The organism is Streptomyces sp. NPDC028331, assembly GCF_055565775.1.
This window is the reverse complement of sequence record NZ_JBVHTR010000008.1, coordinates 95,733-113,437: the sequence shown is the minus strand read 5'-3', so window position 1 is coordinate 113,437 and position 17,705 is coordinate 95,733. Positions and strand designations below refer to the sequence as shown.

18 protein-coding genes are annotated in these 17,705 nt (G+C 69.3%); 9 read left to right on the top strand and 9 right to left on the bottom strand.

What is annotated here, in order from left to right; translation table 11 throughout:
* Positions 1-17 precede the first annotated feature (17 nt).
* Positions 18-1,310, top strand: a complete 1,293-nt coding sequence (locus ACZ4SW_RS14320) for a NucA/NucB deoxyribonuclease domain-containing protein (protein ID WP_468242247.1) — start codon at positions 18-20, stop codon at positions 1,308-1,310.
* A gap of 14 nt (positions 1,311-1,324) precedes the next feature.
* Complete coding sequence (locus ACZ4SW_RS14315; protein WP_468242245.1) at positions 1,325-1,852, top strand: hypothetical protein; 528 nt, start codon at positions 1,325-1,327, stop codon at positions 1,850-1,852.
* Between the two features lie 611 nt (positions 1,853-2,463).
* On the opposite strand, the gene ACZ4SW_RS14310 is transcribed toward ACZ4SW_RS14315, so the two are convergent.
* Positions 2,464-3,081: a LysE family translocator gene (locus tag ACZ4SW_RS14310; protein ID WP_468242242.1), complete on the bottom strand. Its 618-nt coding sequence runs from the start codon at positions 3,079-3,081 to the stop codon at positions 2,464-2,466.
* Between the two features lie 130 nt (positions 3,082-3,211).
* On the opposite strand from ACZ4SW_RS14310, the gene ACZ4SW_RS14305 reads away from it, so the two are divergent.
* Positions 3,212-3,664 (top strand): Lrp/AsnC family transcriptional regulator, encoded by a 453-nt coding sequence (locus tag ACZ4SW_RS14305; protein ID WP_468242240.1) that lies wholly within the window; start codon positions 3,212-3,214, stop codon positions 3,662-3,664.
* 191 nt (positions 3,665-3,855) lie between these two features.
* On the opposite strand, the gene ACZ4SW_RS14300 is transcribed toward ACZ4SW_RS14305, so the two are convergent.
* On the bottom strand, positions 3,856-4,440 hold the full coding sequence (locus ACZ4SW_RS14300; RefSeq protein ID WP_468242238.1) for a hypothetical protein: 585 nt from the start codon (positions 4,438-4,440) through the stop codon (positions 3,856-3,858).
* Positions 4,441-4,632: 192 nt separating this feature from the next.
* On the opposite strand from ACZ4SW_RS14300, the gene ACZ4SW_RS14295 reads away from it, so the two are divergent.
* Complete coding sequence (locus tag ACZ4SW_RS14295; protein WP_468242236.1) at positions 4,633-4,833, top strand: hypothetical protein; 201 nt, start codon at positions 4,633-4,635, stop codon at positions 4,831-4,833.
* Here the strand turns inward: ACZ4SW_RS14295 and ACZ4SW_RS14290 are convergent.
* Both ACZ4SW_RS14290 and ACZ4SW_RS14285 read right to left on the bottom strand, forming a co-directional pair.
* Positions 4,794-5,180 (bottom strand): hypothetical protein, encoded by a 387-nt coding sequence (locus tag ACZ4SW_RS14290; protein ID WP_468242234.1) that lies wholly within the window; start codon positions 5,178-5,180, stop codon positions 4,794-4,796. The two genes, ACZ4SW_RS14295 and ACZ4SW_RS14290, sit on opposite strands and share 40 nt — an antisense overlap.
* Before the next feature lie 216 nt (positions 5,181-5,396).
* On the bottom strand, positions 5,397-6,599 hold the full coding sequence (locus ACZ4SW_RS14285; protein ID WP_468242232.1) for an MFS transporter: 1,203 nt from the start codon (positions 6,597-6,599) through the stop codon (positions 5,397-5,399).
* An 80-nt stretch (positions 6,600-6,679) separates the two neighbouring features.
* On the opposite strand from ACZ4SW_RS14285, the gene ACZ4SW_RS14280 reads away from it, so the two are divergent.
* Positions 6,680-7,024 (top strand): ArsR/SmtB family transcription factor, encoded by a 345-nt coding sequence (locus ACZ4SW_RS14280; RefSeq protein WP_468242229.1) that lies wholly within the window; start codon positions 6,680-6,682, stop codon positions 7,022-7,024.
* Between the two features lie 140 nt (positions 7,025-7,164).
* On the opposite strand, the gene ACZ4SW_RS14275 is transcribed toward ACZ4SW_RS14280, so the two are convergent.
* The 4 genes from ACZ4SW_RS14275 to ACZ4SW_RS14260 all read right to left on the bottom strand — a co-directional run bounded on the left by ACZ4SW_RS14275 (position 7,165) and on the right by ACZ4SW_RS14260 (position 10,825).
* Entirely contained in the window at positions 7,165-7,734 is a 570-nt protein-coding gene (locus ACZ4SW_RS14275) for a CYTH domain-containing protein (RefSeq protein ID WP_468242227.1), read from the bottom strand.
* Positions 7,735-7,804: 70 nt separating this feature from the next.
* Positions 7,805-8,893: a DUF4037 domain-containing protein gene (locus ACZ4SW_RS14270; RefSeq protein ID WP_468242225.1), complete on the bottom strand. Its 1,089-nt coding sequence runs from the start codon at positions 8,891-8,893 to the stop codon at positions 7,805-7,807.
* A 69-nt stretch (positions 8,894-8,962) separates the two neighbouring features.
* The gene (locus tag ACZ4SW_RS14265) at positions 8,963-9,691 is read right to left on the bottom strand and encodes a L,D-transpeptidase family protein (protein ID WP_468242222.1); all 729 of its coding nucleotides are present in this window, start codon (positions 9,689-9,691) and stop codon (positions 8,963-8,965) included.
* A 78-nt stretch (positions 9,692-9,769) separates the two neighbouring features.
* Positions 9,770-10,825, bottom strand: coding sequence for a LacI family DNA-binding transcriptional regulator (locus ACZ4SW_RS14260; RefSeq protein WP_468242220.1), 1,056 nt, complete (start codon positions 10,823-10,825; stop codon positions 9,770-9,772).
* A 356-nt stretch (positions 10,826-11,181) separates the two neighbouring features.
* Between ACZ4SW_RS14260 and ACZ4SW_RS14255 the strand changes: the two genes are divergently transcribed.
* The 4 genes from ACZ4SW_RS14255 (at position 11,182) to ACZ4SW_RS14240 (ending at position 16,042) form a co-directional block, all read left to right on the top strand.
* Complete coding sequence (locus ACZ4SW_RS14255) at positions 11,182-12,549, top strand: ABC transporter substrate-binding protein (protein ID WP_468242218.1); 1,368 nt, start codon at positions 11,182-11,184, stop codon at positions 12,547-12,549.
* 5 nt (positions 12,550-12,554) lie between these two features.
* Positions 12,555-13,565: a carbohydrate ABC transporter permease gene (locus ACZ4SW_RS14250; RefSeq protein ID WP_468242215.1), complete on the top strand. Its 1,011-nt coding sequence runs from the start codon at positions 12,555-12,557 to the stop codon at positions 13,563-13,565.
* An 11-nt stretch (positions 13,566-13,576) separates the two neighbouring features.
* Positions 13,577-14,482, top strand: a complete 906-nt coding sequence (locus ACZ4SW_RS14245; RefSeq protein ID WP_468242213.1) for a carbohydrate ABC transporter permease — start codon at positions 13,577-13,579, stop codon at positions 14,480-14,482.
* 126 nt (positions 14,483-14,608) lie between these two features.
* Positions 14,609-16,042 carry a GH1 family beta-glucosidase gene (locus ACZ4SW_RS14240; RefSeq protein WP_468242211.1) on the top strand — a complete coding sequence of 478 codons (1,434 nt, stop codon included), beginning with the start codon at positions 14,609-14,611 and terminating at the stop codon, positions 16,040-16,042.
* Positions 16,043-16,152: 110 nt separating this feature from the next.
* Here the strand turns inward: ACZ4SW_RS14240 and ACZ4SW_RS14235 are convergent, their stop codons facing one another.
* Positions 16,153-17,637 carry a glycoside hydrolase family 18 protein gene (locus tag ACZ4SW_RS14235; protein ID WP_468242208.1) on the bottom strand — a complete coding sequence of 495 codons (1,485 nt, stop codon included), beginning with the start codon at positions 17,635-17,637 and terminating at the stop codon, positions 16,153-16,155.
* Positions 17,638-17,705: the final 68 nt, after the last annotated feature.

Below are 17,705 nucleotides of genomic sequence, written 5' to 3'. Positions count from 1 at the left end.
ACAGGGAGCAGCTCCGCATGCAGCACCTCAACCACCGAATACGACTGGTCCGCTGGGCCCGCAGAGCGGCAGCCGCCTGCGCCGTGACCCTCCTGACCACGAGCGCAGCGACCGCGGCACCCGATCAGGCTCGCACCTCACCACACGCGACAACTGCAGGGTTCATCGACGCCGCGTCCGTTCCCAAATCCGAGCTCCAGAAAATGAACCACCCGGTACCGTTCGCGGCCTACCAGCGTTCACACGGAGAGCAGGCACCGCTCGGGCACGCAGTCCGGCGCGCACCCGCCGACGAACAGACCGACCTGCGCCAGCAGTGCGAGAAGCAGGCGGCAGCCGCGAAGACCCAGACCGGCTGGATCAAGAGCCGCTTCGAGAGCTGCCAGAAGAAGCCGTATGACCTGATTCTGCGCGACAAGAAAGGCACCGAGGCCATCGGTCGTCTCTGGTTCGACATGTGGACCCTGGGCTTCGCCTATGACGGAAGCCGCAGAGTCGACTACGTCGCCAGCGTCGAGAACATCCGTGTTCAGACCGCGGGTACCGAGGACGCCACCAAGTGGAGCATCGGGCAGTTCTTCCGAGACAGCATCGACGCCAGCGACAGCGATCCCAACCCGCAGATCACCGCTCCCAGCACGGTTCAGCGTGACGAACTCCTCGGCGCCTGGAACAACAAGCCCACGTGGACGCTCACGTACACATCCCCCGACCTAGGCGCCCAGTTCAACAACGGCAACCAGCAGAAGGTCGCGGCGACGGTCTTCCTGGACATCAACGTCCAGTCGCCCAGCGTCTCCCCCTACCAGGAGGTCGACGCCTACCACTCCGCCGTCCGCTTCGACTACGCCGGACCCGTGGCAGGCAAGCACAAGGGTACCGTCTTCACCGGAGCCCGCGTTGAACTCGTTATGAGCCGCAAGGACCCCGAGGTCAAAGAGAGTGCACTGCACATCTACGACGCTTTGAATCACCCGGAGCGCACCTTCCCGTCCTTCGCAGGCAAGACCATCCCTGGGGAGAAGGAGCCCCTTCACCGGCTGATCGACAAAGACAAGCAGGCGGCGAACCGCAAAAAATCCATCTCGCAATGCAGGGCGGTGTGGGGCGACTACTCCGGGACCGGCCTGGAGTGCGACGAGTACCCGTTCGCCAGCACGAAAGAAGGGTCGACCAAAGGTGACAACCGGTACTCCGTCCGCCTGATCAGCGGCACGGACAACGGCAACGGTGGTAACCGGATCGACGCGATGTACACCCTCAACCGCGTCCTGGACGGCGACCCCTTCTATGTGAAGCTCACCGACTGACAGAGAGGCATCCCATGGCGCTCCTCGCCGAATACAGCGTCACCGCAACCCCCGACCGTCGAATCGTCGAGATCTATGACGCCGACGCCTACCTCGGCGACCAAGCAGCCCTGAGCGCCGCTCAGGTACAGGTGGTGGCAGGCAACGGCTACCACCTGTACCTGCTCAGCCGCCAACCCGACATCGACGTGCGGGTCACCGTCCGCATCTGGGACACGCCCCCAAGGCCTCCCGCCGACGCCGAGGGCCACGTCCCGGTCAGCATCGAGTCCGAGACCGGCACTCTCGTCGTCAACCAGCTGACCATGGGGCCTGCCGGCGAGATGACCCTGCCCCGCCCGGGCATGTACGAGGGCTACGCGTGGTGGGCCGGACGGGACGCGGCGTCCGCCTACTACGACGAGGTCCTGAGAAGCATCAACGACGACTGGTCCCCGGAGCAGATCGGGCAGGCCTGGTCCCGGTGCCCCGCTGACGAACGTTACGTCCTTGATCTGGCCTTCATCCGGGAGCCTGAACCGTACGACGAGGATGACGACTGACAGCCCGCGTTTGTCGTGCACCGGGACTCCACGCTACGAGGGGAACATCACCGTTCGGACGGCGACGGAAGCATGGAGGGCAGGACGGCCCTATCCGGTGTACAGCGCAGGAAGGTACGAACCCCCCGCCTTGCGCGCACCCGCAGTCCTCAACGGGAGCGTTTGGCCATGGCCAAACCGGATGCCGCACAGCGTCATCCAGCGCCATCACCCGTCACCTGTATGCCCGGATTTGCCTACGTGGGCAGCAAAGACGCAGGTCACGATAGCGATACGAAACAGGTTCGAGTCCCGTCACTCACCCTCTGCGAAGAGGCCGATGATCCGGGTAACGGAGCATCGGCCTCTTTCGTTCCCCGGCCTCTTTCGTTCCCGGGCCCTCGGGTCACTTTCGTCGGGGCCTTGGCAGCTCATCGATCGCACCGGATCTCCCGGCTGCGGCGGGACGGCCGAACCGGGCGGGACGGCCGAGCCGTTGCCGGCGGCCGTCAGCACCTGATGTCACAACGTCTTGGCCTGGCCGCCGTCGATCGTGAACTCGGCTCCTGTGATGTCGCCGGCGAGCGGGGTCGGTGGTCGCGCCGGCACGTGCGGCCGACCCGCTTCACCCTCTACGCGAGCAGACGCTCGGCCAGCAGCAGGGCGCCGATCAGGATCATCGCGGCGCCCGAGCAGCGGGTCACCGATCGGGCGACGGTCGGGCGTGTGCGCAGCACTCGTCGCGCGGCGGCGCCGACGCCCGTGTAGACCACGGCGCAGTTGGCCGTGTGCACGAGGCCCAACAGGGCGATCTGTACGGGGAACGGCCAGCTCGCGCCGTGTGTGAGGAACTGCGGCAGGAGTGCCAGGAAGAGCAGCAGCGCCTTCGGGTTGAGGCCGCTGATGCCGGCCCCCTTGGTCGCCCGCCTCACCCAGGAGCCGACGCTCTCCTCCGCGGCGGCCTGTGGTGTCGACGGGCGGGCCACCGTGGTTGCCCCGAGCCAGACCAGGTACACCGCGCCGGCCGCTGTCAGCACGGTCAGCACCAGGGGGGAGCGGGCCACCAGTGCGGCCACCCCGGCGGCGACCGCCGCGGTCAGCGCCAGATAGCCGGTGAGCAGGCCGCCGACGGCGGGCAGGACCGTACGGTCGCGCAGACCGGCCGCGATCGCATAGGCCCAGTCCGCACCCGGGACGAGCACCAGCAGGAACGACACTGCCCAGAAGGCGGCGATGCTGCCGATCGCCATGGTTCCACCTCCGTCCTTGGACCGGGCTCGTCGAGCCCTCGGCCTCCTGGAGGGGAGATTAGGCGGGTTTACGGAGAATGTGTTTCCAACTTTTCCACGGTGGGTGCGCAGTAGTGGAAGAATGTTCCCCGTGGACGACGTGGACAGGAAGATTCTTGCCGAGCTGCAGCGCGACGGGCGGCTGACCCTGACCGAGCTGGCCGAACGGGTCCGCCTCAGCGTGTCCCCCTGCCACCGCCGCCTTCGCGCCCTGGAACGCTCCGGCGCGATCAGCGGCTATCACGCCCGGCTCGACGCCGGCGCTCTCGGCCTGACCTTCGAGGCGCTGGTCTTCGTGACCATGCGCTACGAGGACCGGGAGACCGTCGCCGCCTTCGAGCACGCCGTGGCCGACGTCCCCAACGTCCTGCAGGCCCAGCGCCTGTTCGGCGACCCCGACTACCTCCTGCGCGTCGTCGCCCGAGACCTGGCGGCCTATCAGCAGCTCTACGACGACCGCCTCGCCACTCTGCCCGGCGTCCAGCGCCTCAGTTCCACCCTGGTCATGAAGAGCGTCGTGGAAGCCCGCCCCTTGCCTTTGTGAAGGGTGCGGACGGGCGCGCGCCGCAGGGGCGGCGCCTGGGGCCGACCGGGTGGCTCCGGCCAATCCGCCCGGGCCTGCGTCAGCGAGGCATCCACGTCAGCAACCGACGCCTCGGCACGGTGCTCCAACGTCGGCGCGCCGAGCGCGACCGAGAGCCCGAACCCTTGTGCCAGGTTCGGGCTCGACTCATATCAAAGGTTCAGGCACGACCCATGGACCTTGACACTGTCGGTTCGGATACAGGAGGTGCCGGCGGTGTACTTGCCGCCGCGGTCGAAGACCTGGATCACCGATGGCTCATCTGCTTGCCACCACGAAGCGAAGGCCTCGGCGATGTACTGGGACTGCTCTTCCAGGGCGAGGGTCTTGTCAGCGGCGCCATCGGCTTCGTAGTCGACCGTCGGGTAGTCGGAGGCCACCTCGATGGCCGGGTACGCCTTGCGGGAGTACCCCCGCCACTTCTTCAGGTGCTGGACCGCCTTCTTCTGCTCGGTGGTCCCGTGCTCCGCGACGAACTTCTCGAACTGCGCCAGGGTGCCTGGCGTGTCGACGATGTCCGCGAGGCTCATCGTGACCTTCTTCGGCTCCTGCCGGGCGGGCTTCGACGAGTCGGCCGTGACGCTGACGGAAGGGCTGGGATCGGCCTTTGACGCGGTATCCGACTTGCCGTCGTCGCCCCCGCACTGAGTCGCCACCGCGAGGATGAGGGCGACGACCGCGAAGACACCGCACCCCATGGCCGTCTCGTTCATGCTCTTGCTCTTGCTGCTGCCCACGTACACGATCTCCGTCGAGTGCCGGAGGGATCACCGACAGACGTCACCGCAGGTAGGTGCCCCCCTCATCCAGTGACGCGTGATCGTACATGTGACCGACCTGTGAAGAGATCGCACCCCTGACATGGAGGGGCCCGAAAGGGCCTGACGGAATCACCCTCTCCGCACCCGGATCCTCGACAGGATGGCGCCATGCAGGCAGAGACGTTGGCGGGGCTGATGGGTCTCACCGGTGCCGTGGTGGGCTCGGGGGTGTCCATGGAAGGGGTCAGCCGGCAGCAGCGGAAGACCGCTCGCCAGGCCGAGCGCACACATCTGCCGGGTCTTTCCGAGGTGGCCGCAGGAACCCTGGGCTACTTCGGCATGACCATCCCCTGGTCCGTCACGGTGTAGCTCCCCATGCACGTCGGGAACGCCGAGCTGTCTCCCGGCTGGCCCCGCATCTGGGAAGAGTTGCAGAACTTGAAGAGGATCTGCTGCTTCTGCTGGTACGTCAGCCCGGCAGGCCGGCTGTTCTGCGACTGGCCGTCCGTCTGCCCCTGCACCCACGCGTCCGGGGAAGCGGCGCCCCCATCAGAGCCCAGAACCGCACCGCCCAGGAAGAATGAAGCGACAGCGACGGCGACGACACCGCCCCACAAGGCCGCCGGCCGCTTCCACCAGGGCGTCTCCATCCTCGCCAGGATGGCCTGGTACTCCGGGTCGTTCTCGTACTCGTCCCGCCACCGGACCCGTCTCACGGCAACCCCCCTCAGCCCCGACCGGCACCTGGAGCGTGCGCGACGAGTCGGGCGCCACAGAGTAGGCACGAGTTATAGATGGGATCTACACATAGGTCCCCGTCGTGATCTAGCTGTGAGCTTTGTCGATCGGTCGGCTCTCGCACCGCTCAACGAGACGGCGCCGGCCTTCGATCGTCAGAGGGGCATGGCGATGCACCATGGGTCGCGAACCCCTCATTCGTGCGCGTTGGCGCGGTAGGCGGCCACGCCGAGGAGCAGGCCGAGGACCGCCAGGGTGGCCGCGAGGGCCGTGGCCGCGGGGCGAATGCCCCATCCACTGACGGCGTATCCGGTGGCGACGGTGAGGATCGCGGCGGGGAGGTAGGCGCTGATGTTCAGTGCAGCGTTGGCCTCGGCGCGCCGATTGCCCTCGACGTGGTGGGCAATGAGCCGGAGGCCGCTGAGCTGGCCGAGTCCTTGCCCGCTGCCTGCGAGGACGGCCGAGGCGACGAAGAGTGCTGGGTTTTTGGTGAAGAGAGTGACCACGACGGCGCTCATCGCAAGGACGGTGCCGGTAGTCCCCAAGGCGAACAGGCGATGCACGGCAAGCCTGGTGAGGGCGATCTGCGATCCGGTGGCGGCGAGGAACATCACGCATGCCGCGCCGCCGGCCAGGAGCGGCGAGGTGTTCCCGACAGCGAGCATCAGCAGGGAGGGGCCGAGGGACAGCACGAACGACGTGGCGGTCAGGCCGGGGGCGAAGACCGCCGCACCGCTGGCGACTTGCATGCGATTCCGCGCGGGCACACGGGGAAGACGCGGCCACAAGAACCCTGACGCTTGGCCCGATGGACGTTCCAGCGGCAATCCGATGTACCCGAGCAAGGCGACGACCAGCAGCACGATGTTCACAGTGAAGACCCATCCGACCGGTCGGGGTGTGGCCTGGTAGACGATCCCGCCCAGGAGTGGCCCGAGACCGGCGCCGAAGACCATAGCGATCGAGGCCAGCATCGACGTCACATGACGGCGGTCCTCCCCACCGAGGTCGACGACCGCAGCCATGCCGGCGGACACAACAATGCCGACCGCGACGCCGACGAGCAGCCTCGCTACGACCAGGGCCGCGACGCTCCCGGCAGTCATGAACAGCAACGCCGAGACCAACGCAATCAGAATCCCCGGGACGACCACCCGCTTGCGGCCGTACCGGTCGGCCGCGCGTCCCGCGACGAGCAGCGTCACCACCAGACCCGCGATGTAGGCGGCGAAGACGAGTGTCAGGGTCCCTGAGGAGTACTTCATTTCACGCTGCCAGTACACATACAACGGAGTCGGTGAGTTGGACAGGGCGAACACGGCCGTCACCGCCCATGCCGCCCTGACGAGCTGCCATCCCGCTCCGGCCCGCACCCGGACCTCATGCACGACTGCCACTGCCAACCCCCTTGTACGAGAAAATTCGTACAGGACCGTAGCAGTACGAGAATCCTCGTACAACTCGCTAGGATGGCCGCATGCCTGACGCCGTAACCGGGACCGAGAGGCCGCCGCTCCTGCCAGAGCCGCCCGTTGATGCGCTACGACTCGAGGTCGTGATGGGTGCGCTCGCCGACCCGCTACGCATGACGGTGGCGCGTAAGCTCCTGCTGGACTCCGATGAGTTCGACCATCCCTGCGGCTGGTTCGGCTTCAACCGCCCGAAGTCCAGCCTCACTCACCACTTCAAAGTCCTGCGCGAAGCCGGCGTGATTCACCAGAGGCAGTACGGACTGGAGCGGCGCAGCCGCCTTCGGGTCGACGACCTCAACCAGCGATTCCCCGGCCTTCTCGACCTCATCGCCTCAACGGGCCAGGACTGACAGCGGATCACGTAAGGCTCATGATGCCCGCCGGGGCTGACTAGAGCCGCCCCCATCCTTGGTCGGGATGGGGGCAGACGCTACCGGAGCGGAACACAGACACGCATTCCACGACAACGGCGTCGGCCGCAACGGTTCGCCTACGAGGAACCGGCGGGTCGGAGGCCGTACTCGGCCAACCACCCGAGCAGTTCCCGCCGAGAGGTCCGCACGAGGCGTCCTCCGGTGAAGCGGGCGTCATCGGTCACCTCCGCCACGCACCCGGCAGGCGGCACGAAGGACCGCGCTTCCTCGTCGGTGGTGAACTCGGCCTCGGCGAGAACCAGGCCCTGAAGGTGACCGTCGAAGACGTCGACTCCCAGAGGGGGGACGCTGAGACGGGTCTTGGACAGCAGCACGGCCGGCAGCGAAGCGAGCGCGTCGTACTCGGCCGGCGACAGGTACATGTTCGTGATCAGTCCCTGGGTGGCGCCGGGCCGAGGGACCGGGACCTTCTGGGTGAGCTTGAGCTCCCGATGGCCGTCCGGGTGTTCGGCCCGCCGTAGTCTCAGGCGCGTTCCCAGCAGATACCGGTCGGTGATCACCCGGGTGACGGTCACTGACGACGGTGCGGGCGCTTCGGCCATCAGGAACCGTCTCTCCCGCTCGACCCGTGCGTACTTGCCCGGGCGAACCGGCCGGCCTTCGAAACCGCCTGTCTCGTCTGCCATGAGGACAGGTTCTCAGCCGTGCCGGAGGGGCACCGGCTGGGCTGCCTTCCGCCTTTCCACGCCCCCGGTGTCACAGCGTCCCGATGAGACCGGGCCGGCTCAGCAGATCGGTGCTGTCCGCCCACTGGTCCACGCCCCCGACCAGGGGCAGGGCGCGGAGTTCCGCGTCCGTGACCGTGCGGGCCAGTGCCTGTGCGAAGCGCTCGGCGCGCAGGACGAGGAAGGGACGCGAGTGGTAGGGGCGACGCTTCGGATCCACCGGGGTGGTCAGTCCGGAGGCGTTCTGCAGGGACGCCACCGCTTCGTATGCGTCGCACAGGTGTTCTTCACGGGCCGGGTAGTCCGTCGCCGCCAGCGCACCGCGCAGTGACGGGGCGAGCGACGCGGCCACGGGCAGTCGGCCGAACGTGCTGCCGAGCCACTTGCCGTACGGGGCGTACCGGCGCTCCAGCAGCAGGCACAGCCGCATCAGGTCCCGTACGAGGCGCGCGGCCACGACGGCCGAGCCGATGTCGTCGCCGACCTCCGCGCAGCGGCCCACGAACGCCTCTTCCTGCGAGATGCGCTGCCACTGGCACGCCAGGAGGTACCGCCACACCTGCTCCGGGTACCAGGCCAGCCGACGCCGCGCGGCGGTGAGGGTGCCGAGCCCGTCGTGGAACACCGCGCCGCCGGTGGTCTCCGCGAGCCGTTGCTGGGGCATCGCCAGCCAGGCGCGCACGCTCGGTTCCGTGTCGGCCGGCCGCAGCCCGAGCCGCTCGGCGAGCCAGCCTTCGACGTCGTGCACGTCCACACGGTGGTTGACCGGCCCGTCGGTCGGTCCCATGCGGCCGACGGGGTCGAGCGGGTCGTCGCTCTCCTGGAAGTGGGTGGGCCAGCCGCGGAGCTGCTTCGGCAGCCGCTCGGCCAGCAGACGGCGGATGGCGTCGCCGTGCCGGGCCCGGTCCTCGGCCGTGAGGAAGAGCTCCAGCCGGGGACCCCACTCGTGATCCGCCGAACGGGGCGTGTCGAATCCCAGCACCTCCGAACCGCCGCCGATCCGCGCCGCCGCGTACCGCAGTCCCGGGAAGGTCTCGTCAAGGAGCGGCCGTACGGCCTCCTCGTACAGGATTCCGGACAGCTTCAGGCCGGGCATGAACCGGGCGTCGGAGGTCGCCATGGCCTCACTGTGCTCGACCGGCGCGCGTCGGGGCCACCGGTTATCCGCGGACGTCCGCCGGACGCCCCGTCAGGCCTTCAGGTCCGTCCTGTCGCCCATCACCACGACCGGGTGCTGCTTCGGGTCGAGGGTGCGCAGCAGGTACCGCATCGCCGGCTCGGGCAGGCTCACGCACGCCGATGTGCCGCTGCCGTGGTCCATGTGCAGCCAGATGTCGCCGCCCTTCGACTGGCCCAGGGGCCGGGCCGGGTCATCGGGCGGGGTGCCCCTGACCCGGTTGTAGTCGATGGCGATGACGTAGTCGAAGTCGTGCCAGTAGGACCTGCTCCAGGTGTGGGGCGCCTGGAACGACGCGGACCGGGTGTACGGCAGCTTGGACCCCGGGTCGGCCAGGACCCCGCCCGCGTCGCTCAGCGTGAACACGCCCACGGGGCTGCGCCGGTCGCCCTCGTGGTGGTCCGTCGTCCAGCCCTTCCGCCCGTTGTGCGCGGCCCAGGAACGTTCCTGCTTCCAGGTGGAGCCCTGCTCGGCGAAGAGCACGACGGTCGAGTCGGGCGAGTTGCGGCCCGCGCCGTAGACGGCGACCACCTGGCGGGAGTCCGTCGGCACGCGCCGCCACAACCGGTCCCCTATGCCGGGTATGCGCGTCATGTCCGTGTGGCGCGCTGGGGCGCGGTCCGCCCAGCCGCCGGCCGCGGAGGCACGCCGGTGGTCCGAACTCCCGCACGCTGCAAGGGACATCGTCACCACACCGCAGGCCGCGACCACGACCGCCCGTATCGCACCGCTTTTTCGCATGCGCCCCATGGTCGCAGCCCGTCCCCGAACGGCTCCGCAGGCCCCCGCACGCGGCCGGCGGCGACGACTTCGGGCGCGTCAGGACGAATCCCGCGCCACCAGTTCCGTGGGCAGTACCACCTGCCGTCGGTCCAGTGTGCGGGAAGCCGCCGGGCGGTGGTCCGCTATCTCGTCCAGGAGCAGGTCGATCATGGCCCGGCCCATCTCCTCGATCGGCTGGCGCACGCTCGTCAGGGGCGGGTCCATGTGGCGGGCGATCGCCGAGTCGTCGTACCCCACCAGCGCCACGTCGTCCGGGATGCGGCGCCCCGCCTCCCGCAGGACCTGGCGCGCGCCCGCCGCCATCACGTCCGACTCAGCGAACACCGCGTCCAGGTCGGGGCGGCGCGCCAGCAGTTCCGCCATGGCGCGCCGGCCGCCCTCCTCGGTGAAGTCGCCGGGCAGGATCAGCGCCTCGTCCACCGCGCGGCCCGCGTCCCTGAGCGCGTCCCGGTAGCCGTCGATGCGCCGCTGGGCTCCGTACACGTCGAGGCGTCCGGTGATCGTGGCGATGCGGGCACGCCCTCGCGCGATCAGGTGTTCGACCGCCGAGCGGCCGCCCCCGTAGTTGTCCGAGTCCACCGACGGCAGGGTCTCCGACTCCGAGCGCGGGCCGCTGATCACCGCCGGGATCTCGAGCTGGGCCAGCAGGTCGGGCAGCGGGTCGTCCGCGTGGACGGAGACCAGCAGGACGCCGTCCACCCGGTGCGCCGCCAGGTACTGCGCCAGCCTGCGCCGCTCCCGGTCGCTGCCCGCGAAGATCAGCAGGAGCTGCATCTCGGTGTCCGACAGCGCGGACCCGACGCCCGTCACCATGTCCGAGAAGTACGGTTCCGCGAAGAACCGCGTCTCCGGCTCGGGGACGACGAGCGCGATCGCGTCCGTACGGTTCGCGGCCAGCGCCCGGGCCGCCGTGTTCGGCACGTAGCCCAGCTCGGCGACCGCCGCCTCGACGGCCGCGCGCGTGGCGTCGCTCACCCGGGGTGAGCCGTTGATCACCCGGGAGACCGTGCCGCGGCCCACGCCGGCCCGGGCGGCGACCTCCTCCAGGGTCGGCCGCCGGCCACTCCGGCCCCGCGTTCCGTGGCCTGTCATGGTCGCCTCCCGTCACACCGCGCGTCGCGCGCCTGGCCTGGAATGTAACAGTCCCGCGCCGCCGAGCCACCGCTGCCGGGCCCGACCGCCGGGCCGACCGCCGGACCCCGCGCCGGGGCCGGCTCCGCCCGGGCGCCAGTTAACGTCCCGATAACTGAACGCTTCTGACACCGCCCTCTCCCTTGACACCCCCGCCCGGACCCACGACTCTTCAACACATCACTTGTGGGAGCGCTCCCACGGTACCCGCCCCATACACATCCCGCACGTTCCCCGCCCGAGCCGCAGCGATAAGACACGGGCCCAGCAAGGAAGTTGGCCGGGGGGTCGGCACGTCAGGGCAACTGGAGGACGACATGCGAGCACGTATCCTCCCCCACTCTCGACTTCGCTCGAGCGGGGGGACCCCCATCGGCCACAAAGCGGTGGCCTTCGCGGCCGTCGCCGTGCTGGGCGCCGGGCTGCTGGCCGGCTGTGCCGACGACAGCGGCGGGAGCGGCAGCGGCGGCAGCGGTTCGGGTGGCGACAGCAAGGGCAAGACCACGATCACGCTGGGCCTGTTCGGCACCCAGGGGTTCAAGGAAGCCGGTCTGTACACCGAGTACGAGAAGCTCCACCCCAACATCAAGATCGAGGAAAACGTCGTCGAGCGGAACGAGAACTACTACCCGGCCCTCGTCAACCACCTCACCACGGGCAGCGGTCTGCAGGACGTCCAGGCCGTCGAAGTCGGCAACATCGCCGAGGTCACCCAGACCTTCGCGAGCAAGCTCGTGGACCTCTCCAAGGTCTCCGGTGTGAGCAAGAGCAACTGGCTGGACTGGAAGTGGCAGCAGGCCACCACCAAGGACGGCCAGACGATCGGGCTCGGCACCGACATCGGCCCCATGGCCATCTGTTACCGCAAGGACCTCTTCCAGCAGGCCGGCCTGCCCTCCGACCGCGACAAGGTCGGGCAGCTCTGGGCGGGCGACTGGAGCAAGCTCGTCGCGGCCGGCGAGACGTTCAAGAAGAAGGCGCCCAGCGGCGTGTCCTTCATGGACTCCCCCGGTGGTCTGCTCAACGCGATCATCAGCAGTGAGCAGCAGAAGTTCTACGACTCCTCCGGCAAGGTCGTCTACAAGTCGAACCCGGCCATCAAGAACGCCTTCGACCTGACCGCCAAGGCGGCACAGGAGGGGCTGGTCCAGTCGCAGACGCAGTTCCAGCCGGCCTGGGACACGACGATCGCCAACAGCAAGTTCGCCGCGATCGCCTGCCCGCCGTGGATGCTCGGCTACCTCAAGGGCAAGTCGAAGCCGGACGCGGCCGGCAAGTGGGACGTGGCCGCCGCGCCGAAGGCCGGCAACTGGGGCGGCACCTTCCTGACCGTGCCCAAGAACGGCAAGAACGTCACGGAGGCCGAGAAGCTGGCCGTCTGGCTGACCGAGCCCGCCCAGCTCGCCAAGCTGTTCAGCGTGCAGGGCAGCTTCCCGAGCACCCCGGGCTCCTACAGCCTGCCCCTGGTGACGAACGCGAAGAACGAGATGACCGGTGACTCGCCCATCGGCAAGATCTTCGCCGAGGCCGCCAAGTCCATCCCGACCCAGGTGATCGGCCCGAAGGACCAGATCATCCAGCAGGGTCTGACGGACAACGGCGTCATCCTCGTCACCAAGGGCAAGTCGCCCGCCGAGGCCTGGCAGACGGCCACCAAGACCATCGACAACAACCTGGAGAAGTGACCGGCATGGCAACCCGGCACGACACCGCCGCGCCCCCCGCCAAGGAGGGGGGCGCGGCCCCGGCCCGCCCGCCCGCCGTACCCACGGAGGCGGAACTGCGGCGCCGCGCCCGGCTCTCCCGTCGCTGGCAGCGGGACATCCGCTGGAGCCCCTACGCGTTCATCTCGCCGTTCTTCCTGCTGTTCATCGCCTTCGGGCTGTTCCCGCTGATCTACACCGGCTGGGCCTCGCTGCACACGGTGGAGCTGACCGCACCCACCGACATGCAGTGGTCGGGCCTGCACAACTACACCCGGATCTTCGACGACGACTTCTTCTGGAACGCGGCGAAGAACACCCTGACCATCGGCATCATCTCGACGGTCCCGCAGCTTCTGATGGCGATGGGCCTCGCGCACATCCTCAACTACAAGCTGCGCGGCTCGACGTTCTACCGCGTCGTGATGCTCGCGCCGTACGCCACCTCGATCGCCGCGGCCTCCCTGGTCTTCGTGCTGCTCTTCGGCCGCGACTACGGCATGATCAACTGGGCGCTGCACTTCGTCGGCGTCGACAAGATCGACTGGCAGAACGACAAGTGGCCCTCGCAGATCGCGGTGTCGTCGATCATCATCTGGCGGTGGACCGGCTACAACGCGCTGATCTACCTGGCGGCGATGCAGGCGATCCCGAACGACCTGTACGAGTCGGCCGCCCTGGACGGCGCCTCGCGCTGGCAGCAGTTCTTCCATGTGACGCTGCCGCAGTTGCGCCCGACGATCCTGTTCACCTGCGTGGTGTCGACGATCGGGGCGAGCCAGGTGTTCGGCGAGCCGCTGATCTTCGACGCGAACAAGGGCGCGTCGGGCGGCGCGGAGCACCAGTTCCAGACGCTCGGTCTGTACCTGTACGAGCAGGGCTGGGTGAACCAGCACCTGGGCCGCGCCTCCGCCATCGCCTGGACGATGTTCCTGATCCTCATCCTGATCGGCGTCGTCAACTACGTCATCTCGCGCCGGCTGCGCGCCAGTAGTTAGGAGACCCGGCCGTGACGACGACCCTGACCCCTCCCACCGACGCGGCGGCTAAGGAGCCGAAGCGCGTACGGCGCCCCAGGTCGGCCCGCGCGGGCGGGCAACTGCACGCGGGCCCGATCGCGTACGCCGTCCTCGTCCTGTTCACCATCGGCTCGCTGTTCCCCCTGGTGTGGACGGCGATCGCCGCCTCCCGCACGACCAACCGGCTGGCGCAGACGCCACCGCCGTTCTGGTTCGGCGGGAACCTCTTCCACAACCTCGACGTCGCCTGGAACGAGGCGAATCTCGGCAAGGCCTTCCTCAACACCACGATCGTGGCGGGGACGTCGGCGGCGACCATCGTCTTCCTGTCGACGATCGCCGGGTTCGCCTTCGCCAAGCTGCGCTTCAGGGGCCGCAACATCCTGATGCTGCTCGTGATCGGCACCATGATGGTGCCGCCGCAGCTCAGCATCATCCCGCTGTACATGATGGTCGCGAAGCTGGACTGGACGGACCAGTTGCAGGCGGTCATCTTCCCGTCGCTGGTGAGCGCGTTCGGCGTGTTCTTCATGCGTCAGTACCTGCTGCAGGCGCTGCCGGACGAGATCATCGAGGCCGCCCGGGTGGACGGCGCGAGCAGTTGGCGCGTGGTGTGGCACGTGGTGTTCCCGGCGGCCCGCCCGGCGATGGCCGTACTCGGCATGCTGATGTTCGTGCAGGCCTGGAACGACTTCCTGTGGCCGTTCCTGGTCCTGACCCAGAACGGCAACCCGACGGTGCAGGTCGCCCTCAGCGGTCTGGGGCGGGGCTTCACCCCCGACCAGTCCCTGATCATGGCCGGAGCCCTGCTGGGCACGCTGCCGCTGCTGCTGGTCTTCGCGGTCTTCGGCAAGCAGATCGTGGGCGGCATCATGCAGGGCGCCGTCAAGGGCTGACGCCCGTACCGGAATCCGACCACGGGAATGCCCCACCCCAGGGGCCGGGTCACCGCCGCCTCGGCCCCTTCGTCCCTCTTCCCCCTCCACCTCCGGTCTCCCCGGACATGAAATGGGAGCGCTTCCATGCCTGAGTCCGCCACATCGGTGACGCCCGTGACCTTTCCTCCCGCCTTCCTCTGGGGCGCGGCGACCTCCGCCTACCAGATCGAGGGGGCGGTGCGGGAGGACGGCCGCACCCCCTCCATCTGGGACACCTTCAGCCATACTCCGGGCAGGACCGCCGGCGGCGAGACCGGTGACATCGCTGTCGACCACTACCACCGCTACCGCGAGGACGTCGCGCTGATGGCCGAGCTGGGCCTGAACGCGTACCGCTTCTCGATCTCCTGGTCGCGCGTGCAGCCGACCGGGCGGGGCCCCGCGGTCCAGCGCGGCCTGGACTTCTACCGCCGTCTGGTGGACGAACTGCTCGCCCACGGCATCAAGCCGGCGATCACCCTCTACCACTGGGACCTCCCGCAGGAGCTGGAGGACGCGGGCGGCTGGCCGGAGCGCGACACGGCGTACCGGTTCGCCGAGTACGCGCGGATCGTGGGCGAGGCGCTGGGTGACCGCGTGGAGCAGTGGATCACCCTGAACGAGCCCTGGTGCAGCGCGTTCCTGGGCTACGGCTCCGGGGTGCACGCCCCGGGCCGCACGGACGCGGCGGCGTCGCTGCGCGCGGCCCACCACCTGAACCTGGCCCACGGCCTCGGCGCCGCGGCCCTGCGGTCGGTGATGCCGGCCCGCAACGCGGTGGCCGTCAGCCTCAACTCCTCCGTGGTGCGCACGGTCTCGCAGGACCCGGCGGACCTGGCGGCGGGCCGGAAGATCGACGACCTGGCGAACGGCGTCTTCCACGGCCCGATGCTGCACGGGGCGTACCCGGAGACCCTGCTCGCCGCGACCTCGCCGGTGACGGACTGGTCGTACGTCCGCGACGGCGACCTGGCGGCGATCCACCAGCCGCTGGACGCGCTGGGGCTGAACTACTACACGCCCACGCTGGTCTCGGCGGCCGAGGAGAAGGTGAGCGGCCCGCGGCCGGACGGTCACGGCGCGAGCGACTACTCGCCCTGGCCGGGCGCGGACGACGTGACGTTCCACCAGACGCCGGGCGAGCGCACCGAGATGGGCTGGACGATCGACCCGACCGGCCTGCACGAGCTGATCATGCGCTACACGCGGGAGGCGCCGGGCCTGCCGCTGTACGTCACGGAGAACGGCGCGGCCTACGACGACAAGCCGGACCCGGACGGCCGTGTCCACGACCCGGAGCGGATCGCGTACCTGCACGGGCACCTGTCGGCGGTGCGCCGGGCCATCACGGACGGCGCGAACGTACGGGGCTACTACCTGTGGTCCCTGCTGGACAACTTCGAGTGGGCGTACGGCTACGGGAAGCGGTTCGGGGCGGTGTACGTGGACTACACGACCCTGGAGCGCACCCCGAAGTCCAGCGCGCACTGGTACGGCCGGGCGGCGCGGACGGGGGAGCTGCCGCCGCTGCAGGACTGACCACCGAGGTCACGGGATGCGGGGCGCGGCACGGGAGGGGGGTGCCGCGCCCCGCAGGTGGTGGCACCGTGGGGGCCCCGCGGGGTCGCCCCCGCGGGGCACCGGGGGGACTACTTGTAGGCGCCGAACGCCTTGGAGAACGCGAACGTGTCCTGGGTGATCGAGCTGCACGTCGGGTCCGCCGTCGGCTTGGGGCCGCCGGCGCACTGCTTGTCGCGTGCGGCCGACCACATCGACAGCCCGCCGATCCCCTTGGACCTGGCGAAATTCACCAGTTGGGTGGCGTCGTCGACCTTGAAGACCTCGGAGGAGACGTCGTTGACGCCGATCATCGGGGTGACCGCGACCGTCTTCCAGGCCGCGCTGTCGGTCAGACCCAGCACGCTCTTGATCTGCGCCTGAGTCGCGGTCGCCGCCTGCTCGGCGTAGGTGCCCATGTCGCCGCTGTACGCGGGGCCGTAGTCCATCGCCATGATGTTGACGGTGGAGATCTTCACGCCGTGGGACTTGGCGTCGGTGAGGAGGTTCACTCCGTCCTGGGTCAGGCCCTCCGGCATGACCGGGAGCGTGAACGAGACGTCCAGGCCGGGGTGTTGCTGCTGCAGCTTGGCGATGGCCTGGGCGCGGCGGGTGTTCGCGGCCGTGTTCGGCAGCGCGCCGCCCTCGACGTCGAAGTCGACCTTGGTGAGTTTGTACGCGTCCACGACCTTCCCGTACGCCGCCGCCAGCGCGTCCGCTGAGGAGCAGGTCGTGGCCAGCTCGGAGCCGGAGGCGCCGCCGAAGGAGACCCGGACGTCGCCGCCCTTGGCCCGCAGGGCGCCGATCTGCGCGGCCACCGCGTCGTTGCCGAGGTCGGAGACGCCGCCCCACTTGGGGGTGCAGCCGCCGCCGTCGGTCACGAACGCCAGGTTGTAGTTCTTCACGCCCGTCGCGTCGGCCGCGGCGACCAGGTCGAAGGCCGGGTAGAGGGACGTGTCGACGTACGGGGAGAAGCCGGCGTTCGTGGTGGATCCGGTGCCCGTGCCGCCTCCCGTGGTCTGCGTGGCGGTGGGCGAGGGCGTGGCGGTCGGAGTCGGGGTGGTGGTCTGCGTCGGGGTGCTCGGGGTGGGGGTGGCGGTCGGGGTGGGGGTGGCGGTCGGGCGGCCGCTCGGCTGCGGGGTCGGGCCGTCGTCGGCGGAACACTTCGCGCCGTCGATGAGACAGCCGGTCGGGTCCCCGGAGCCGCTCACGACGAAGCCGACGGTCACGGACTCGCCCGCCGCGAGCCCGTCCTTGTCCCAGGACGGCGGCTTCACGGTGACGTGCTGCCCGCTCACCGTGGAGGTGCCGTCCCACAGCGAGCTGAGTTTGGCACCCGAGGGCAGGTCGAACTGCAGCGTCCAGTCGTTCTCGGCCTGACCGCTGTCGTTCGTGATCACGTACTGCGCGGTGTAGCCGGTCGACCAGGAGCTGGTCTTCGTGTACGCCGCGCCGACACCGGCCGCGTGCGCGGTACCGGTGAGCACCAGGGCGCCACCGCCGACCACGACGGCGGCGACCATCCCGCCGATCGCCTTGTTCCTGCCGCTGATACCGCGCCGGTGCGCCTTGCTCATCACGTGCCTGCCTTCGCTGGTACGGGGGGTGAATGCGGCAGCACGCTAGCGAGGCGGGAACGGGCAAA